15 protein-coding genes are annotated in these 18414 nt (G+C 61.5%); 5 read left to right on the top strand and 10 right to left on the bottom strand.

The annotated features are described in order from the left end of the window. Nucleotides 1–9 precede the first annotated feature (9 nt). From ACIGDJ_RS04100 to ACIGDJ_RS04055, 10 genes are read right to left on the bottom strand one after another with little or no spacing between them, the layout of a single operon-like run. Nucleotides 10–1146, bottom strand: a complete 1137-nt coding sequence (locus ACIGDJ_RS04100; protein ID WP_397479037.1) for a glycosyltransferase — start codon at nt 1144–1146, stop codon at nt 10–12. Continuing rightward, complete coding sequence (locus tag ACIGDJ_RS04095; RefSeq protein WP_397479038.1) at nt 1139–2107, bottom strand: glycosyltransferase; 969 nt, start codon at nt 2105–2107, stop codon at nt 1139–1141. The genes ACIGDJ_RS04100 and ACIGDJ_RS04095 overlap by 8 nt, the downstream gene beginning before the upstream one ends. Continuing rightward, nucleotides 2104–3471 carry an O-antigen ligase family protein gene (locus tag ACIGDJ_RS04090; RefSeq protein ID WP_397479039.1) on the bottom strand — a complete coding sequence of 456 codons (1368 nt, stop codon included), beginning with the start codon at nt 3469–3471 and terminating at the stop codon, nt 2104–2106. The genes ACIGDJ_RS04095 and ACIGDJ_RS04090 overlap by 4 nt, the downstream gene beginning before the upstream one ends. Beyond that, nucleotides 3468–4559, bottom strand: coding sequence for a glycosyltransferase family 4 protein (locus tag ACIGDJ_RS04085; RefSeq protein WP_397479040.1), 1092 nt, complete (start codon nt 4557–4559; stop codon nt 3468–3470). The genes ACIGDJ_RS04090 and ACIGDJ_RS04085 overlap by 4 nt, the downstream gene beginning before the upstream one ends. After that, nucleotides 4556–6148 carry a Wzz/FepE/Etk N-terminal domain-containing protein gene (locus tag ACIGDJ_RS04080; RefSeq protein WP_313003243.1) on the bottom strand — a complete coding sequence of 531 codons (1593 nt, stop codon included), beginning with the start codon at nt 6146–6148 and terminating at the stop codon, nt 4556–4558. Before ACIGDJ_RS04080 ends, ACIGDJ_RS04085 begins: the two co-directional genes overlap by 4 nt. 16 nt (nt 6149–6164) lie before the next feature. Further along, entirely contained in the window at nt 6165–7187 is a 1023-nt protein-coding gene (locus ACIGDJ_RS04075; protein WP_101159866.1) for a polysaccharide biosynthesis/export family protein, read from the bottom strand. Between the two features lie 21 nt (nt 7188–7208). Continuing rightward, complete coding sequence (locus tag ACIGDJ_RS04070) at nt 7209–7856, bottom strand: CpsD/CapB family tyrosine-protein kinase (RefSeq protein ID WP_397479041.1); 648 nt, start codon at nt 7854–7856, stop codon at nt 7209–7211. After that, nucleotides 7856–8602 carry a sugar transferase gene (locus ACIGDJ_RS04065; protein ID WP_101159864.1) on the bottom strand — a complete coding sequence of 249 codons (747 nt, stop codon included), beginning with the start codon at nt 8600–8602 and terminating at the stop codon, nt 7856–7858. The genes ACIGDJ_RS04070 and ACIGDJ_RS04065 overlap by 1 nt, the downstream gene beginning before the upstream one ends. A 14-nt stretch (nt 8603–8616) precedes the next feature. Next, nucleotides 8617–9651, bottom strand: a complete 1035-nt coding sequence (locus ACIGDJ_RS04060; protein WP_397479042.1) for an NAD-dependent epimerase — start codon at nt 9649–9651, stop codon at nt 8617–8619. Continuing rightward, complete coding sequence (locus tag ACIGDJ_RS04055; protein ID WP_101159859.1) at nt 9648–11000, bottom strand: UDP-glucose/GDP-mannose dehydrogenase family protein; 1353 nt, start codon at nt 10998–11000, stop codon at nt 9648–9650. Before ACIGDJ_RS04055 ends, ACIGDJ_RS04060 begins: the two co-directional genes overlap by 4 nt. A 387-nt stretch (nt 11001–11387) precedes the next feature. On the opposite strand from ACIGDJ_RS04055, the gene ACIGDJ_RS04050 reads away from it, so the two are divergent. The 5 genes from ACIGDJ_RS04050 (at nt 11388) to ACIGDJ_RS04030 (ending at nt 18409) form a co-directional block, all read left to right on the top strand. Beyond that, on the top strand, nt 11388–13085 hold the full coding sequence (locus tag ACIGDJ_RS04050) for a sulfatase-like hydrolase/transferase (RefSeq protein ID WP_397479043.1): 1698 nt from the start codon (nt 11388–11390) through the stop codon (nt 13083–13085). A 768-nt stretch (nt 13086–13853) separates the two neighbouring features. Next, nucleotides 13854–14507, top strand: a complete 654-nt coding sequence (locus ACIGDJ_RS04045) for an ABC transporter ATP-binding protein (RefSeq protein WP_101162690.1) — start codon at nt 13854–13856, stop codon at nt 14505–14507. After that, complete coding sequence (locus tag ACIGDJ_RS04040; RefSeq protein ID WP_397478362.1) at nt 14507–16975, top strand: FtsX-like permease family protein; 2469 nt, start codon at nt 14507–14509, stop codon at nt 16973–16975. The genes ACIGDJ_RS04045 and ACIGDJ_RS04040 overlap by 1 nt, the downstream gene beginning before the upstream one ends. Then, nucleotides 16965–18032 carry a lipocalin-like domain-containing protein gene (locus ACIGDJ_RS04035; protein ID WP_397478361.1) on the top strand — a complete coding sequence of 356 codons (1068 nt, stop codon included), beginning with the start codon at nt 16965–16967 and terminating at the stop codon, nt 18030–18032. Before ACIGDJ_RS04040 ends, ACIGDJ_RS04035 begins: the two co-directional genes overlap by 11 nt. A gap of 134 nt (nt 18033–18166) precedes the next feature. Continuing rightward, the gene (locus ACIGDJ_RS04030) at nt 18167–18409 is read left to right on the top strand and encodes a hypothetical protein (RefSeq protein ID WP_313003209.1); all 243 of its coding nucleotides are present in this window, start codon (nt 18167–18169) and stop codon (nt 18407–18409) included. The last annotated feature ends 5 nt before the right edge of the window (nt 18410–18414 follow it).

Here is an 18414-nt window from a genome sequence, read left to right as displayed (position 1 = left end):
TGCGCCCTCTCAACGATTCTGATCAGGATTCCACTGTGCGTACCGTTGCCCGCGCAGGAACTGCCACAGGCCGACGCTCATGCCTGCCAGCGTTACCAGCAGGAAGGCCGCGAGGCGGAACGGTTTGGGCAAACGGTGTTGCGAATCCAGCAGGCCGGCGATGGCAATCGAATAACCGATCAGTTGCGCGACCAGACTCAGGCGATAGAAACCGTGTTCGTCCCACAGCCAGAAATTGCTCAGCAGCAGCGGCAGCAGCAGCACCGGCGCCAGTCGACGGATCAGTTTGTGGCTGATCAACGCAACCGAATACAGTCCGTGCTTGAACGGGTTGAGCAGTTCGCGGCGTTGCGCCAGGCTCTGCAGGCCACCGACCGTGACTCGCTGGCGACGACGCCATTGCTTGTCCGCTTCGTCGACGCCCTGATCGATCACCTGGGCCTCGGGCACGTAGACGATGCGTTTGCGTGCCACCGGTGCGCAGGTGCTGATGAAGAAATCATCGTTGACCTCGGCCGGCACGTTCTGGAACAGCTCGCGGCGCAAGGCGAGCAGGGCGCCGTCGGCGGAGACCATGCAGCCGGTGCGATTCTCGACCCGGCGCAACCAGCCTTCGTAATGCCGATACAGACTGTCGCCGATGCTCAGGCCACCACCGGTGACCGGGATCACCATGTGCCCGGCGCAGGCCCCGACCTGAGGATCATTGAACGGCGCGAGCAAGTGGCCGAGGGTGTCGCGCGACCATTGGTTATCGGCATCGGTGAACACCAGAATGTCGCCGCTGCTCACGGCAACTCCGGCATTGAGCGTGGCGGCTTTGCCCTGACGCGGCAGGTCGAGCACGGTAATGCGCGGATCAATCACGTTGTGCGCGCAGGCCACGGTGTCATCGGTCGAACCGTCGCTGGCGAGAATGATCTGCAGCGTGGCCGGTTGATAATCCTGGGCCAGTAGCGTGCGCAGCTTGTGTTCGATATGCCGCGCCTCATTGTGTGCGGCGATGACGATGCTGATGTTCAGCGGTGGCGCCGGGGCATGCCGCCAGGCCGGGAACAGCGGCGCCAGCAAGGTCAGCAGCAAGGGATAGCCGATGTAGGCGTACACCGGCAGCAACAGGCACAGGCAAAAAATGAGTTCAGCCACGGGCAGGCCTCCTTGCGTTCCAATGACACAGACTGAGAATCAATGCCGCGCTGGCCAGGTGCAGGCGCACCCAGTGCAGGCCCCAGAGTTGCAAGGTCAGGCCGACGTTATGCTGGCCAATGCTTTGCCGCATGCTGAGCAGCAGACTCGGTAGCAGGCCCAGCATCACCAGCATCAGCGCCTGCTGCGCGTAACCGCCCAGCAACGCAAAAATCGCCAAAGCATCGAGCAACCACACCAGCAATGACAGCAGCGGAAACCGCAGCAGACGCAGGCTCATGCCATGGGCGCGGAGCAATTGCAGGTGACTGCCCTGACGCCACAGTTCCTTGCCGATCCATTCGCGCCAGGTCATTTCATAGCCCCAGTGCAGGGCGACGCTGCTATTGACCGAGAGCAAGCGCGCACCGTGTCTGTGCAGACGCAGGGTGCACTCCTTGTCCTCGCCGGTGCGCAGGCTTTCATTGAACCCGCCCACCTTGGCGAACCATTGCCTGCGCATCAGCAGGTTGGCGCTGGGCAGCCATTGCACAGTGCGCGTGGCGCGGCCCGACGGGCGCAAAGAACGGCGCTGCCAGGCGGCGGCGAACCATGGCGCGGCGGCAGGGGTGTGCAGGTCCAGTCCGAAGACGTCGCCCTGGTCGCTCGCAGCCAGGGCGAACATTTGCTTGAGCCAGTCTTCGGGCATTTCGATATCGGCGTCGATGAATGCCAGCCAGTCGCCGCTGGCAACCGCTGCGCCCCGGTTGCGCAAGGCACCGATCAGCAGGCCGGGCAGCACCAGAACCCGTGCGCCGAATGCGCGGGCGATCTGTGGCCCGTCGTCGGTGGAGCCGTTGTCGACCACAATCAGTTCACAGTCGATATCGGCTGCGTGCGCGGCCTTGCTGGCGGCCAGCAGCGTGCGGCCGATGTGCCGGGCCTCGTTGAACATCGGAATGACAATGCTGATCTGGCTCATGTTCTGGCCTCCGTCAGCGGTGTCTGCTCGGCTTTCAGGCGCAGCACCCACGTCAGCGCCAGCATGATCCACAGGTATTTCAGGTTCGGCGCGCTGAGGAACATCAGGAACAACGTCAGCGACAGAAAACTCATCCCCAAATGGGTCACCAGATCCGCGTGCTGCCACTCGCGCCGCTCAAGCCATGCACGCCGTGCGCGGATCAGGTTGTAGAAACCTTGCACCAGCATGCCGACAAACAGCAGGCCGGCGGGAATACCCAGTTCGCTGAAGATCTCCAGATAGGTGTTGTGCGCCCGGCGATACAGGTCGCCGATCTTGCGATTAGCGGAAAAGGCCTTGGCATAACCGGTGGTCGCGTAGTGCAGCGGGAAGGTGCCAGGGCCGGAGCCGAGCAGCGGATGCTCGCGGATGATCTGGCTGCCGACGACAATGTAGGAGGCGCGACGGCCAAGGGATTCGTCCTGGGCCTTGGCCCCGGCGCTGAGGATACTCAGCGACTGGATGCGTGCCAGATACCCGGCCGGCATCGCATAGATTGCCAAGGGCAGAATGATCGCGGCGCCGAGCATGGCGAAGCCGAAATGCCGTGGGCGAATGCGTGTCAGCTGCTGGCGGTAATGCCAGACACCAATGGCCAGGCTCAAGGCCAGCACCACCAGGCCTGAGCGCGATTCGGTTTTGGTCATGCCGCCCAGCAACAAGAGGCAGCAGCCCGCCCAGAACAGACGTTGCAGCAGGTTCGGGCTGCGGATCATCAGCAGCAGGCCGAGCGGCACGGCAAAGGCGATCAGCAAGGCAAAGGCGTTGGGGTCTTCGAGCAGACCGGCGGCGCGGCCCTTGTCCTGGAATCTGCTGGAAAACATCGCCATGGCGCAGGTCGTGCTGACACTCAAGGTGACCAGTCGGGCGAACAGGTCCAGATTCAGTTCGCGGCCGATCAACAAGGTGATGACGAACAGGACCAGGCCTACGCTCAGTTCACGCAGATGACTCTGTGACATGCCCATATTGTCGCTGGCGAACAGGCTCAGCAGGTACAGCGCCATAAAGCCGATGAGGTAGCGCCAAAGATTGCTGCGCAGGCGCTGCGACGGAATCTGATGCAGCGCCAGTTGCAGCATCACGATCACCGCCAGCGAAGCACCGATCAACTTGCTCCCCGACACCGAGCTGTCCTTGAAGAAACCTTCGAACGGCACCAGCGCGGCAATGCCGAGCAGACCCCAGGCCGGTTTGCGATACAGGACGGTAAAACCGACCAGGCCAATCACCGCCCCCGGCGCCAGATAGGGCCAGGGACTGGCCAGCAAACCGAGGCTGACCAGGGCGAACAGACTGACGATCGAGAGCGGGAAAATCATGCGCGTGCCTCCCGTGCCGTTTGGATGTACAGCTGCGACCAGCGTTCGGCCAAAGCCTTGAGGTCGTAGCGTTCCTGTTGGGTGCGTCTGGCGATGTCGCGCAATTGCGCGGCCAGCTTCGGTTCGGCCAGCAAGGTGTCGAGCTGGCGGGCGAGGGCGGCGGTATCGGTTGGCGGGGCGAGTAGCCCGTTCACGCCGTGCTGCAAGACATCCGGAATGCCGCCGACCGCGAACGCCACCACCGGCACGCCGGCCTGCATCGCTTCAAGCAGAATCATCGGTGTGCCCTCGGTGCGCGAGCTGATCACCAGCGCATCGAGTTGCTGCCACCAGACTTGCATCGCCGTCTGATAGCCCGGCAGGCGAATCCGCTGCTGCAAACCGGCAGCGTCGATGCGCGCCTGCAACGCTTCGCGTTCCGGGCCGTCACCGAGCATCACCGCGTCCAGTTGCGGATGCTGGTGACACAAGGCAATCAGCGCATCGAGAAACAGATCCGGACCTTTCTCGCTGCTCAAGCGGCCGACGTAACCGGCCAGCCAGCGTTTCCGGTCTGCCACCGGTGCCATCGCCGGTGCTGCTGGCAAACCGTTGGGAATCACCTGCAACTTCTCCGCGCGTACGCTGGCCTTCAGGTGCAGCGTGGCGATGCTTTGCGCCACGCAGACCACCCGTTTCACCGACGCCGTGCGGCACAGTTGCAGGCTCAGCCAGGTGTAGAACTTCTGCTTGCGACTGCGCGGTGTGAAGCCGTGTTGAGTGATCACCAGCGGCAGGCGCAACAATGTTGCGCCGAGCCAGCCGAACAGCAGCCCCTTGAAGTTGTGGGTGTTGAGCAACGGTTTGTCGCCCCGGCGCTGACGCAAGTGCCGCAGCAGCTCGCCCAGCCCTGAACAAGCGCGAGCGTCCACCCCGGCCTCACGAAAGCGCGCGATCAGTTCTGGCGGCGCGTCGAGAAACAGCACCTGGTGCTGCCCCGGCGTGGCCAGACAATGATCCAGCAACATCCGCTCGGCCCCATAGAAGCCGCCGCTGCTGAGCACATGAATGATCGGCAGGGCGACGATTGGGGTGGACACCGCGTTCAATTGCGCACCCAGTGAACCAGGCTCGGCATGGTCCAGTTCTTGTGCGGATTGCCCAGCTGCGAGGTTTCTTCGTTGAGCACCAGCAAGACCGGCAGACCCAGCTCATGGCTGATCTGCGCCGGATGCTTGAAGCGGTGATCAAAGAACTCACGCACGTAGACGAAGGCGATCGCCAGCAGCAGCCCGGTGAACAGCCCGAACGGAATGATCAGCATCGGCTTGGGAAAAGCCGCCTCGGTCGGTTCATACGGCGGACTGAGGACGCGGGCGTTGGACAAGTCGTTATCCAGCGCGCGGGTTGTGCTGCTTTCGGCAAAGCGTTGCGCATAGGTAGAAAACGCTGCGTGCAACGCGCCGATCTCGGTGTCCATCTGGCGCAGCTTGCTTTGGGTCTGCTGCAATTGATGGATACGATTCTTGAACTCGGCAATGCGCGCGGTTTTCTGCTCGATGACCTGGCTCACCACCGACAAGTCGATCGTACGTTCCTGGATGCGGTTGTTGACCACTTTAAGGAACTGCTGGCGCGTGCGGGCAATCTGCTCGCGGGCCAGCAACATCGGCTCGCTGCCGGGCTGGAATACCGCCAGGTCATTCATATAGCGGCTGACTTGAGTAGTCAGCGCCTCGCCCATCTGCCTGATCTCGCGGTCCTCGAACGCAATGTTGTCTACCGTCGTGGTGAAGGTGAACGGGAAGGTGTAGTCGTTGAGTTTGTTGGAGTTGGCAGCGGCCAGGCTGGTTTTCAGGTAATCGAGCCAGCGCTGGCTTTGCAGCAAGCGATCACGATACAGGTTGAGTGCCTGCTCTTCGGTGTTGATCGCGTTGAGGCGAAAGGTGATTTCCTCCTTTGGATCCGCCGCGCCGACATTTTCCAGCAGTGCCTGGCGGTTGCCTTCCAGACCATCGAGACGCACTTGATACTGGTGCTTTTTGGTCTCGTAGAACGACTGCGGCAAGTCGATCGATTGCAGTGCCTGACGGCTGACCAGGTAGTTCTGCAACAGCGCGCTGACAAACATCGTGCCTTGGCGCGGATCCGGAAAACTGTAGGTGATCGAGATCACGTTGGAGCCGGGCAGGGTTTCGATTTTCAGGCTGTCGACGGCTTGCTGGGTCAGGGCGTCGAGGGTGGTGTCACGCACCGGATCGGTTTCCATCCCGAGCCCGTTGCGCAGCGGGTTGATCACGTACTCGCGCAGCGGTGTCGAGACGTAGCGCTTGAACGGTTCGCCCAGCAATTTGGCGAATACGCTCGGCGGTGGGCTGTATTCACCGTTGTCGCGCAGTTCGCTGATGGTCTGACGGATCAGCGCCGGCGAACGCAGAATATTGCTTTCGGTTTCCATGTCTGCCAGCGATGGCGGAATGAAAGTGGCATTGTCCTGGGTCAGCGAGGTGGTCGCATCGCCCTGAGACAGCTTTTTCGACTGCACGATGACCTGCGCGGTGATATCGAAGCTCTGTTTGAGCAGCAACGGCAGGAGCAGGGCGATCACTGCAAAGGTCAGGAAGATGCGCTTCACCAGTTGCTTGTTGGCGAAGAAAATCCTGAAGAACTCATGCAGGTAATTTTCTTTTGGGTTCATGTCGGTCACCTGAGAGTCAGTTGTCACTGCCTTTGTTGTCGACGCGGTAGCCGAAGCTGAAACCGACGCCCTGGAACAGCACCACATCGGCCAGTTGGCGAGCGAGTTCGCCGGCGCTGGCCAGTTTGGTTTTTGGCACGTAGAGCATGTCGTCCGGCTGCAGATACGCGATTTGTGGCGCCTCCCCGGACAGGGCTTTCTCGACGTCGTAATTCATCGCCTGCACCTGATTGCCGTTGCGCCGCATGATCACTACCGAATCCAGCCGCGCCTTGACGTTGGTGCCGCGCGCCAGGGTCAGCGCTTCAAGCACCGACACCGGCCGGCGGATCGGGTACGAACCCGGTTGCGCGACTTCGCCCAGCACATAGATCTCATTGCCGGCGGTGGACTTGAGCAGCACGTCCACAGTCATCCGTCCTGGCAGTTGCGCGTATCGCTGATTGAGGAAGGTTTCCAACTGATTGACGGTCATGCCTTGCAGCGGCACGGCGCCGATTTCCGGAAAACTCGCGTAGCCGTCAGTGCCGACGGTGATCTCGCGACTCATGCCGGTGGCCGGGTGGTTCAACGCGCTTTTAAGGTTCTGCTCGTTGCTCAGTGGGCTCAGAATCTGCACCGAGAGCTGATTGCGGTTGGGCTGGAACAACTGCTTGCGCTGATAGACGCGCTGGATTTCCTGCCGGGCTTCATCGCTGGTCAAACCGGCGATTTTCACCGAGGTGTTGGCACCCGGCAGTTCGATCGAGCCATCGGGCAGCACCAGTTGCGTGCCGTTGAGCTGGCTGGCGGCAGTGAAGTTCAGGCCGATCTGATCACCCGATTGCACGCGGTAGGCATCCGAGCCACTGGTGCTGATGTGAAAAATCACATCCAGCACGTCTTTCGGGCGCAGGGTCTGTTCGACCCTTGGCATGTCGGTGGCCTGAGCATTGGCCGGTGTGGCGGTGAGAATATTCACCGGCATGTTGCGGGTCTCGGAAGTGCTGGAGCAGCCCGCAAGCGGCAGCAACAGCAGGACAAGCATTCTGGCGTTCATGGCGTCATCCTTTGCGTTCGCTTACAGGTTTTTGTAAAGCCATTTGGGCATGTAGTACTTGCGCCGGTTGAACACGCTGCCGACCACTTTCGCCCCGGCCTGGGTCAGGCGTTGCACAGCGGCCTGGGCAACTTCCCAGCGGGTGTCTTCGGCGCGGACGACAAACACCACACCGTCCACTTGCGTGCTGATGACCAGCGTGTCGGAGTCGGAATACACCGCGTCGCCATCGATCACCACAAAGCGGTACTGGCTGCCCAATTGGTCGAGCAACGGGCTCAGGCGTTCGGCGGTCAGGTGCTCCAGCGTACGGATCGGCCGGCCGTTGGGCAGCACATGGAACGGCAGGCTGGAGGTGTGCACCACACAGTCCTGCAACAGTGGCGGGTTGCCCGAGCTGAACAGCAAGTCGCGCAGGCCGCGCTCCTTGCTCAGGTTCAACTGCTGGGTGAGGTTGCTCGCCGACTGGCTGGCATCGACCAGCAGCACCTGGCCGCTGCTCATTTGTGCCAGTTGGCTGGCCAGCGCCATGGCACTGGTGGTGGTGCCCGCGCCGGGGTTGGCGGCGGTCAGCAACAGGATCCGCAGATCGAGATCCAGCACGGTCGACGTCAGATTCGATTCGCTGGGGCTGGCGATGCTCAGGCTTGTATTGGTTGAACCGTCCATTAGCTTGCTCCGTGGCCGCTGAATACTTTGAAGGGGGTTTTCAACAGAATCTTCAGATCAAGCAGAAGGCTCTGCTCGGCGATGTAGCTGAGGTCCAACTCAACGCGCTGGTCGAAGTCGATATTGCTGCGTCCGGAGATCTGCCACAGGCCGGTCATGCCTGGGTAGATCGCCAGACGCGCGAGGTGATTGTCCTTGTAGCGGTAAGCGTTGAACGAGGTCGGGCGAGGGCCGACCAGGCGCATGTCGCCGGTCACTACGTTGATCAGGTTGGGTAATTCGTCGAGGCTGGTACGGCGCAGAAAGCTGCCGATGCCGGTGACGCGCGGGTCCTTGTCGATCTTGAAGTCGATGGCGTCGGCCCCGTGTTTGTTCAGGTGGCGCAGCGACTCCTTGAGGTCTTCGGCGTTGCTGACCATCGTGCGGAACTTGAACATGCCGAACTTGCGGCCGCGATAACCGGTGCGTTTCTGCACGAACAGCACCGGCCCCGGGCTGGTGAATTTGATCGCCAGCGCCAGACCCAGCAGCACGGGCGAGATCAGCAGCAGAATCGTCAGCGCGCCCAGGCAGGCGACCACCCGGTTGGTCCGCGACAGCTGCCATGGGCGGCCACCATCGCGGCCGCTGAGCCAGCCGCGACCCTGACGGTGGATCGCCGCGTCGAGGCGCATGCGATGTTCCGGGTCGACGCGCTTGTCAGGGCGCATTTGTGCAATCGACACACTTCTTTCATGTCCAGTCATGGCGTCCTCCGCATTCATTCAGCCGCAAGCGGCGCACGGGCAGTGGGGTAGTAGTTACGGAACCAGGCAATGAAGCGGCCCAGCCCTTCATCCAGTTCTATCCGGGGCTGGAATCCGGTGGCCTGGGCCAGATCGCTGGCCTCGGCGCAGGTGTTGAGCACGTCGCCCGGTTGCAGTGGCAGCAGCTCGACAATGGCTTTGCGATCGAGGTGTTTTTCCATCAACGCAAGGTAGGTTTTCAGCGCGACGGGTTGTTGCCCGCCGATGTTGAACAAGCGCCACGGCGCCATGCTGCTGGCCGGGTCGGGCTGCTCGCGGTCCCACTGCGGGTTGGCTTGCGGTGGCTGATCGATCAGGCGGGCGATGCTTTCGATGATGTCGTCGATGTAGGTGAAATCGCGCTGATGCTCGCCGTAATTGAACAGCTTCAGCGGTTCGCCTTCGCTGATCGCCCGGGCGAACTGAATCGGCGACATGTCTGGCCGGCCCCAGGGCCCGTAAACGGTGAAAAAGCGCAGGCCGGTGCAGGGAATGCCGAACAGGTGGCTGTAGCTGTGTGCCATCAGTTCGTTGGCTTTCTTGGTCGCGGCGTACAGCGACAGCGGATGGTTGACGCCATCCTTCACTGAGTAGGGCGTGTGTTGGTTGGCGCCGTACACCGAACTCGACGAGGCATAGATCAGATGCTCGACCGGGTAATGCCGGCAGCTCTCGAGAATGTTCAGGAACCCATTGAGGTTGCTGTCCAGATACGCTCGTGGATTGTCCAGCGAATAACGCACCCCGGCCTGCGCGGCCAGATGGATCACCACTTGCGGCAGCTCGCGAGCAAACAATGCGTCGATGGCCGAAGCGTGGGCCAGATCCACTGTGGCCAGCGGAAAATCGCCAACCTGCTCGCGCACCCACTGCACGCGGTCGTGCTTGAGCTGCGGGTCGTAGTAGTGGTTGAAATTGTCCAGGCCGACCACCGAATGCCCGTCGCGCAGCAAGCGCAGGACGCAATGGGCACCAATGAAACCGGCGGCACCGGTCACCAGAATCTTCATGGTCGCAGCCCTTCGGGGGCGATGTGGCGCAGGCCGATGCCGCTGTAATGCAGACCGGCGGCGGCGACTTGTTCGGGGTTGTACAGGTTGCGGCCGTCAATGATCACCTTCGAACGCAGCTTCTCGGCGAGCAGATCGAAATCAACCACGCGAAAGTTTTTCCATTCGGTGCAGATCACCAGCGCGTCGGCGTCTTCGAGGGTGTCATCGCGGGTGGCGCACAGGTGCAGGTCGTTGCGGTAGCCGTAGATGCGCCGGCACTCGGACATGGCTTCCGGATCGTAGGCCTGCACGCTGGCGCCTTCGGCCCACAACGCGTCCATCAGATAACGGCTGGGGGCTTCGCGCATGTCATCGGTGTTGGGTTTGAACGCCAGACCCCAGATTGCAATGGATTTGCCGGCCAGGCCTTGCGGAAACTGCGCGCGCAATTTGCTGAACAGGATATGCCGCTGGCTGTCATTGACGTCGGTGACGCTGCGCAGCAGTTTCAGCGGCATGCCGTTGTGTTCGGCAGTGTGGAGCAGGGCGCGCAGATCCTTGGGAAAGCACGAGCCACCGAATCCGCAGCCCGGATAAATGAAGTGGTAACCGATGCGCGGATCGGAGCCGATGCCTTTGCGTACCGCTTCAATGTCGGCGCCGAGCAATTCGGTGAGGTTGGCCAATTCGTTCATGAAGCTGATGCGGGTGGCGAGCATCGCATTGGCCGCGTACTTGGTCAGTTCGGCACTGCGGTTGTCCATGAACATCAGCTTTTCGTGGTTGCGGCAGAACGGCGCGTACAGCTCGCTCATCTGCTCGCGGGCAGCATCGTCGCGGGTGCCGATGATGATCCGGTCCGGACGCATGCAGTCGGCGAGCGCGCTGCCTTCCTTGAGAAATTCCGGGTTGGATACCACGCGCACCTGCAGCTCGGTTTTGCCGCGCAACAGCAATTCGCTGGTGGCCGTGGCCAGAACCTGGTCGGCGGTGCCCACTGGCACGGTGGATTTGATGATCAGCGTGCGATCGCCTTCCATCAGGCCGGCAATCTGTCGGGCGACGTTAAGCACATGGCTGAGGTCGGCGGAGCCATCTTCGTCCGCCGGTGTGCCGACGGCGATGAAGATCAGCTCGGCGTGAGTCACCGCATCGCTGGCCTGAGTACTGAACGAAAGGCGCCCGGCCTTGATGTTTTCTTCAAGTGTTGCGGACAGGCCTGGCTCACTGATCGGCGGTACCGCTTGTTGCAGTTGTCTGATCTTGCTCGGATCAATATCAATGCATAAGACCCGATGGCCGACATCAGCAAGTGCGGCGGCTTGTATAAGCCCGACATAGCCAGTGCCAAATACGCTTACGTCCATCTGCGCACCTCGATAAAACCGAAAAAGTTAACTACGGAATAAGATTGTTAAAGGGGTATAGCGCAGGGTTGGAAAAGCGTGTCAGCAAAATGACATGTTGCACGGGTATAACACTTGAGTCTTTTTTGGCGATTGGCCATCAAGTCATTGCTGCGATTGAAATTGTTCGTTTTTTGCAGATTTGTTCAGATTTAAAATAAGCGACAAGCGGTAGAAGGTATTGGTTTTAAAGGAGTTTAGTGGCTGGTGTGTCAGATTTGAGGCACCGTTTTTTTGACGCTTGATCCGGCTATCAATCATTTCTTGCGCTTTCAGGGGCGGGTGCTAGTGTCAGGTTCTGACCGACAAACCTTTGACATCGTGTTTTTTTGCCCACCTGGTAGCGCCATGTTCAGATATGCCAAAGAACTGCTCTTAGTTGTCTTTATGTTGTCGTATTCCGACTATTACCTGGAGCGGTTAAATGCTATCGGGTGGAGTTTCAATGCACTTGTTTTTGGCGCGATGTTTTTGGCGCTAACGGTGGCGTTATATCTAACTGCCTATATACGTCAGGCTCTCGTTCGACAGACATTCGCATTGGCGATGTTTGCCGCCGCGGTTTTTTTTGATGTCTACACCCGGGTCACTGCGGATTACCTGAGGTACAGCGATTTTGTTTCGCTGGTGTATTCCGGCGGCTTCATCCAGGAAGCGGCGTATCAGTACCGCGACGCGATCCTGCGCGCGGTGCTCATTGGCTTGCTGCTGTTGTTCGGCATCGGGCTCAAGCCGCGTCATCCGCTGATCATACCGAACACGCTGCGGGTCGCGGCGCCTATCGTCGGTGTGTTGATGCTCAGTGGAGTGCTTTTTTTACGCGCGGGCGAGGGCGCCCGGGGCCTGCCGATCATGTACACGCCTTTGGCCTACCTCAACCTGTTTGCCTATGAGGCACTGCACGACACCGTTGGCCCTCGCGAACCGGTGACGCTGGCGCGCGCCGCGCCTGCTGTCGGCCACGACATCGTGCTGATCATCGACGAAAGCATTTCCGGCAACTACCTCGACATCAACGCGCCGTTCGGCGTGCACAGCAACCTCAAGCAAGCGCCGCCCGGGGTCGATGTCTTCAATTTTGGTTATGCCGCGTCCATTGCCAATTGCAGCGCCGACACCAATGTCACCTTGCGCTACGGCGGTACCCGCGCCGATTACAGACGCATCAACAGCACGCTGCCGTCGATCTGGCAGTACGCGAAAAAGGCCGGGCTCGGCACGGTCTACATCGACGCCCAGCGCACCGCCGGCAACCTGCAGAACCTGATGACCGTCGCCGAGAAAAACGATATCGACAGTTTCGTGCAATTCGACCAGACCAGCGTGCGCGACCGCGATATGGCCGCAGCGGCGAAGCTGATCGAACTGCTCAATGACGATCGTCCAGAACTGATCGTGATCAACAAGGTTGGCGCGCATTTTCCGGTGCACGACAAATACCCCGATGCGTTCATGGCCTACCGGCCGACGCTGCCACGCGGGCAGTTCACCGAAGTTGCCGACACGGGCGAACGCGCCGGTTTCAACGGCCAGCCGGATGACTGGTTGCTGTATCGCAACGCCTACAAGAACACGCTGTTGTGGAACGTCGGCGAGTTCTTCGCACGGGTGTTCGCCCAGGCCAATCTGAACAACGCGCTGCTGATCTACACCTCCGATCATGGCCAGGATCTGCATGAACGCGGCAACCCGGGCTTGAATACCCATTGCGGCGGCAACCCGGTGGAGGAGGAGGGACTGGTGCCGCTGGTGGTGATTCAGGGCCGTGGATTGCAGGCGCCGGACTGGGTGGCGAATCTGCCGGCAAACAAGGACCGCTCGAGTCACTACAACATTTTCCCGACGCTGTTGCAGGTGATGGGTTACGACCTGGCCGCCGTTGAAGCGGTGTATGGCAAACCGTTGAGCGTGTCGACGGCTGATGACTTCACCTTCAACTACCGTTTCAATGCGCGGTTGGGGGCCAAGCCTGAATGGAAGCATATTGATCTGAGCCGCATCGTCACCCCGGAGCGGGCGCCGGCGAGTGTGGCTTCGGGCCAGTGAGTCTGGCATAAACCCGACGGGCCCTCTTCGCGAGCAAGCCCGCTCCCACACTGAAAACGTCGCGCCGCCGATGGCCGGTCAGCCGTCGCTCTTCTGTGAGAGCGGGCTTGCTCGCGAAGAGGTTGGGTCAGTCAATGCAGCGGCAACTGCCAGGACGCTTTCGCGAGCAAGCCCGCTCCCACACTCAAATTCATCGCGCCGCCAATGGCCGGTCAGCCGTCGCTCTTCTGTGAGAGCGGGCTTGCTCGCGAAGAGGCTGGGTCAGTCGATGCAGCGGCAACTGACAGGGCGCTTTCGCGAGCAAGCCCGCTCCCACACTCAAATGCGCCGCGCCGCCGATGGCCGGCCAGCCGTCGCTCTTCTGTGGGAGCGGGCTTGCTCGCGAAGAGGCTGGGTCAGTCAATGCAGCGGCAACTGCCAGGACGCTTTCGCGAGCAAGCCCGCTCCCACACTCAAATACGCCGCCGCCGATGGCCGGCCAGCCGTCGCTCTTCTGTGAGAGCGGGCTTGCTCGCGAAGAGGTTGGGTCAGTCGATGCAGCGGCAACTGACAGGGCGCTTTCGCGAGCAAGCCCGCTCCCACACTGAAATACGTCGCGCCGCCAATGGCCGGCCAGCCGTCGCTCTTCTGGGGGAGCGGGCTTGCTCGCGAAGGGCCCCGGACAGGCAGCGAAACGCTTAGCTCTTGAGCAACCGGGACCGATCATCAGCGGACAAAAACCCTTCAGGGCCGCTATCCTAGGCCCAGGTTCACTGATCGGGTTTGCTCATGCTTGAGGTTCGCGAGGTTTTCAAAAGCTATGCCACGCCCCAGGGATTGTTGCCGGTACTGCAAGGCGTCGATCTGACGCTCAAGGCCGGTGGCAGCCTGGCGCTGATGGGCGAATCGGGCAGTGGCAAAAGCACGCTGCTGCATCTGGTGGCCGGGCTGGACAAGGTCGATAGCGGCAGCATCCGCAGCGGCGAGCATCGACTGGAGTCGATGAGCGAAGCGCAGTTGGCGAATTGGCGGCGCACGGAAATCGGTCTGGTGTTTCAGCAGTTCAACCTGATCGGTAGCCTGCGCGTAGAAGACAATCTGGCCTTTCAAGCGCGCCTGGCCGGGCGCCATGAGCCGCGTTGGCAGGCGCATCTGGTGCAGCGTCTGGGGCTAGGGGATCTGCTCTCGCGGTATCCCGAGCAACTCTCTGGTGGCCAGCAGCAACGGGTCGCGCTGGGCCGTGCGCTGGCCTCGCAGCCGAAATTGCTCCTGGCCGATGAACCCACCGGCAGCCTCGATGAAGCCACCAGCGATGAAGTATTACGGCTGCTGCTCGAACTACTTGATGACACACCGACGACCTTATTGATGGTCACCCACAGCCAACGCGTCGCGGCACGATTGGCCCAGCGCGTGGTGTTGTCGAACGGGCGGGTCGCCTGATGATCTGGCGGCAAACCCTGCGCGCGCTGCTCAGCCACTGGCGGCGCCATCCCGTGCAGTTTTTCAGTGTGCTGACCGGGTTGTGGCTGGCTACCAGTCTGCTCACCGGCGTCGAGGCGCTGAACAGCCAGGCCCGCGACAGCTATGCGCGGGCCAGCCAGATGATCGGCGGCGAACCGCAAGCCAGCCTGAGCACCCCGAATGGCGCACCGTTTCCCCAAGGCTGGTTCATCGAGCTGCGCCGTCAGGGCTGGCCGGTGTCGCCGGTGTTGCAGGGCCGGCTGACGCTCAAGGGCCACGAAGACCAACGCATTCAGGTGATGGGCATCGAGCCGGTGTCGCTGCCGGCGGACTCCGCAGTGGCCGGGCAGGCGATGCCGATTGAGGGAATCGTCGAATTTTTCAGCCCGCCGGGCAGTACCTGGATTTCCCCGGACACAATGCAAATTCTCGGCTTGCGCGAAGGCGATACACCGCAAACCGTGAACGGCCAAACCCTGCCGCCGCTGCTCGCGCAGAAGGACATGGCGCCGGGCCTGTTACTGGTCGACATCGGCGTAGCACAAAGCTTGCTGGAACAACCCGAGCAGTTGTCGCGGCTTCTGTTGCCCAAGGATTTTCATCAGGATTTGCCAGCCAGTTTCAAGGATCGCTTGCAGCTCAAAAGCAGCGGTGAAGAAAACAATCTGGCGCGGCTGACCGAGAGCTTTCACCTCAATCTCGATGCCCTTGGATTTCTATCGTTTCTGGTCGGTTTGTTCATCGCCCACGCCGCCATTGGCCTCGCTCTGGAACAGCGCCGAGGCTTGCTGCGCACGTTGCGCGCCTGTGGCGTCAATGCGCGAATGCTGATCGCGTGTCTGGTGGTTGAACTGGGTGTACTGGCGCTGATCGGCGGATTGTTCGGCGTGATCAGCGGCTATTGGCTGGCCAGCGTTCTGCTGCCGGACGTCGCCGCCAGCTTGCGCGGGTTGTATGGCGCGGAGGTGGCGGGGCAGTTGCGTTTGAGTCCCTGGTGGTGGCTCAGCGGTATCGGTCTGAGTCTGCTCGGCGCGTTGCTGGCCGGGGCCAACAGCCTGCTGCGGGCGGCGCGCCTGCCGTTGCTGGCGGTCGCCGATCCGCAGGCCTGGCATCAACAGTATTCGCGTTGGTTGCGCCGGCAGGGTTGGCTGGCGACGGTGCTGCTGGCGATTGCGCTGGCGGCGCTGATCTGGGGTGACAGCCTGAGCAGCGGCTTCGTGCTCATGGCCGGTTTGTTGCTCGGTGCCGCGCTGGCCTTGCCGGTGCTGCTCAGTGCGTTGTTGAATCCGTTGCTCGGGCGCAGTCGTTCGGTGCTCGGCCAGTGGTTTCTCGCCGACTGTCGCCAGCAATTGCCAGCCCTGAGTCTGGCGCTGATGGCGCTGCTGCTGGCACTCGCCGCCAACATCGGCGCCGGCAGCATGACCGCCGGTTTTCGCCAGACCTTCAATGACTGGCTCGAACAACGCCTGAGCGCCGAGTTGTACATCAACCCGGCCAACCCGGCGCAGGCCCGCGAGATGCACAGCTGGCTCAAGCAGCAGCCCAACGTGGCCGCAGTGCTGCCCAACTGGCAAGTCTCGGTAACGTTGAAAGGCTGGCCGGCCGATGTCTACGGCATTATCGACCACCCGCACTATCGCCAGCACTGGCCGTTGCTCGACAGCAGCGGCAGCGAACCATGGGGGAAGCTGGCGACGGATGATGCGGTGATGCTCAGCGAACAACTGGCGCGACGCCTGAAACTCAAAGCTGGCGACCATCTGGCCATTCCCACGCCGAACGGCACGTGGTCGCCGCGCATCGTCGGCATCTACGCTGACTACGGCAATCCGAAAGGGCACGTGCTGATCAGCAGTGAGCACTTGTTGCAGGGCTGGCCGCAGCTGACGCCGAACCGTTTTAATCTGCGCATCGATCCGCAACAGATTCCGGCGCTGCTCAAGACCTTGCAGGCGCGCTTTGAGCTGGATGACAACCACATCGTCGATCAGGCGCGGCTCAAAGGCTGGTCGGTGCAAGTCTTCGAACGCACCTTTGCCGCGACGGCAGCATTGAACAGCCTGACCTTGGCCGTGGCTGGCGTGGCGCTGTTCATCAGTCTGCTGACCCAGAGCCAGAGCCGACTCGGTCAACTCGCACCGCTGTGGGCGCTGGGCGTGACGCGCAAACAATTGATGTTGTTCAACCTCGGCCAGACCTGGCTGCTGGCAGTGCTGACCCTGCTCTTGGCGCTGCCGTTGGGCATCGCTCTGGCATGGTGCCTGGATGCGGTGATCAACGTGCAGGCGTTCGGCTGGCGACTGCCGTTGCGGGTGTTCCCGTGGCAGTTGTTGCAACTGATGGGGCTGGCCTTGCTGGCGACATTAATGGCGTCGGCATGGCCGCTGTATTCTCTGTACCGCACGCAACCGGCGGATTTGCTGAGGACGTTTGCCCATGAGGATTAAATGGCGCGTGCTGATGCTGGCGTTGCTGCTCGGTGGCTGCGATCAGCCTGCACCCGAGGAAAAGGGCTTTGCCGGCATGGGTGATCAAGCGCAATCGTTCACGCCGGTGGTGCCCGATCGGGTATTCAGCTTCCCGGCCGATCACGGCGCGCATGATGGTTTTCGCATCGAGTGGTGGTACGTCACCGCCAATCTCAAGGATCAGCAGGGCAACGATTTCGGCGTGCAATGGACGCTGTTTCGCAGCGCCCTGAAACCGGTTGCCGAGCAGGCCGGGTGGGGCAATCAGACGATCTGGCTCGGCCATGCGGCAGTCACCTCGCGCTCGGTGCATCACGCCGCCGAGCGCTACGCCCGGGGCGGAGTAGGGCAGGCGGGCGTGCGCCTGGCGCCGTTCGAGGCGTGGATCGATGACTGGATGTTTGCCAGCCAGGCGCAGGATCCGTTGCGCGATATGCAACTCAGTGCCCGTGACAAGCATTTCGCGTATCAACTGCGTCTCACCTCCAGTCGCCCGCCGGTGCTGCAGGGCAACAACGGCTTCAGCCAGAAATCTGAAGAAGGCCAGGCCTCGTACTATTACAGTCAGCCGTTTTTCCAGGCCAACGGTACGTTGCAAATCGACGGCCAGACTTACACCGTCAGCGGCCCGGCGTGGCTCGATCGCGAATGGAGCAGCCAGCCGCTGACCGCCAATCAGACTGGCTGGGACTGGTTCTCGCTGCACCTGGACAGCGGCGAACACGTGATGCTTTATCGCATGCGACAAAAGGACGGCGCGCCTTATCTCACCGGCACCTGGATCGCCGCAGATGGCCAGATCCAGACGTTGCACCGCGAGCAGATCAGTCTCGTGCCGCAGGATACGGCCAAGGTTACCGGTCGACCGATGCCAGTGACGTGGTCGATCCGCATTCCAGACAAGAAACTCGATATCCGCGTCGACGCGATCAACCGCAATGCGTGGATGGATTTGCGAATTCCCTATTGGGAAGGCCCGGTGAAGATCGATGGCAGCCATCCTGGCCAGGGTTATCTGGAAATGACCGGATATTAGCGGCGGGAATCGCTCTCCCGCCGGCGGCGAGCCTGCTCGCGAAGGCGCCAGCGCCGTGACCGTTGAGCGAACTGACTGAACTCTCACCACCGCCCATCGCTCTACCTGGAAACCCGCCATTTTCGGATCCATCCATGAGCGACGACCTGCAACCCCCAGACCTCGATACCTGGCAGCGGCTGTTCGACGATCAGGCCTATTGGCAGGACTCCCCTGACGCTCACTACCTCGATCTGCAGCGCATCGCCGACGACCTGCTCGGCCAAGGCGCGATCGATCTTGAGCAATGGCAGTTGTTGCGTGCCAAAGCAGACGATCTGCACCGGCACTCACCCGAGGTCAACGTCGCCCGCGAACTCGACGATCCCGAAGCCTGAGGACT

It is taken from the genome of Pseudomonas sp. NPDC079367, assembly GCF_044542195.1.
GTDB lineage: Bacteria > Pseudomonadota > Gammaproteobacteria > Pseudomonadales > Pseudomonadaceae > Aquipseudomonas.
This window is presented reverse-complemented; position numbering and strand designations above follow the sequence as displayed.

Coding starts and splice junctions, on each gene's coding strand:
- ACIGDJ_RS04095 (WP_397479038.1), bottom strand. CDS start 2,107: ATGAGCCAGATCAGCATTGTCATTCCGATGTTCAACGAGGCCCGGCAC.
- ACIGDJ_RS04090 (WP_397479039.1), bottom strand. CDS start 3,471: ATGATTTTCCCGCTCTCGATCGTCAGTCTGTTCGCCCTGGTCAGCCTC.
- ACIGDJ_RS04080 (WP_313003243.1), bottom strand. CDS start 6,148: ATGAACCCAAAAGAAAATTACCTGCATGAGTTCTTCAGGATTTTCTTC.
- ACIGDJ_RS04075 (WP_101159866.1), bottom strand. CDS start 7,187: ATGAACGCCAGAATGCTTGTCCTGCTGTTGCTGCCGCTTGCGGGCTGC.
- ACIGDJ_RS04070 (WP_397479041.1), bottom strand. CDS start 7,856: ATGGACGGTTCAACCAATACAAGCCTGAGCATCGCCAGCCCCAGCGAA.
- ACIGDJ_RS04065 (WP_101159864.1), bottom strand. CDS start 8,602: ATGACTGGACATGAAAGAAGTGTGTCGATTGCACAAATGCGCCCTGAC.
- ACIGDJ_RS04060 (WP_397479042.1), bottom strand. CDS start 9,651: ATGAAGATTCTGGTGACCGGTGCCGCCGGTTTCATTGGTGCCCATTGC.
- ACIGDJ_RS04055 (WP_101159859.1), bottom strand. CDS start 11,000: ATGGACGTAAGCGTATTTGGCACTGGCTATGTCGGGCTTATACAAGCC.
- ACIGDJ_RS04050 (WP_397479043.1), top strand. CDS start 11,388: ATGTTCAGATATGCCAAAGAACTGCTCTTAGTTGTCTTTATGTTGTCG.
- ACIGDJ_RS04045 (WP_101162690.1), top strand. CDS start 13,854: ATGCTTGAGGTTCGCGAGGTTTTCAAAAGCTATGCCACGCCCCAGGGA.
- ACIGDJ_RS04040 (WP_397478362.1), top strand. CDS start 14,507: ATGATCTGGCGGCAAACCCTGCGCGCGCTGCTCAGCCACTGGCGGCGC.
- ACIGDJ_RS04035 (WP_397478361.1), top strand. CDS start 16,965: ATGAGGATTAAATGGCGCGTGCTGATGCTGGCGTTGCTGCTCGGTGGC.
- ACIGDJ_RS04030 (WP_313003209.1), top strand. CDS start 18,167: ATGAGCGACGACCTGCAACCCCCAGACCTCGATACCTGGCAGCGGCTG.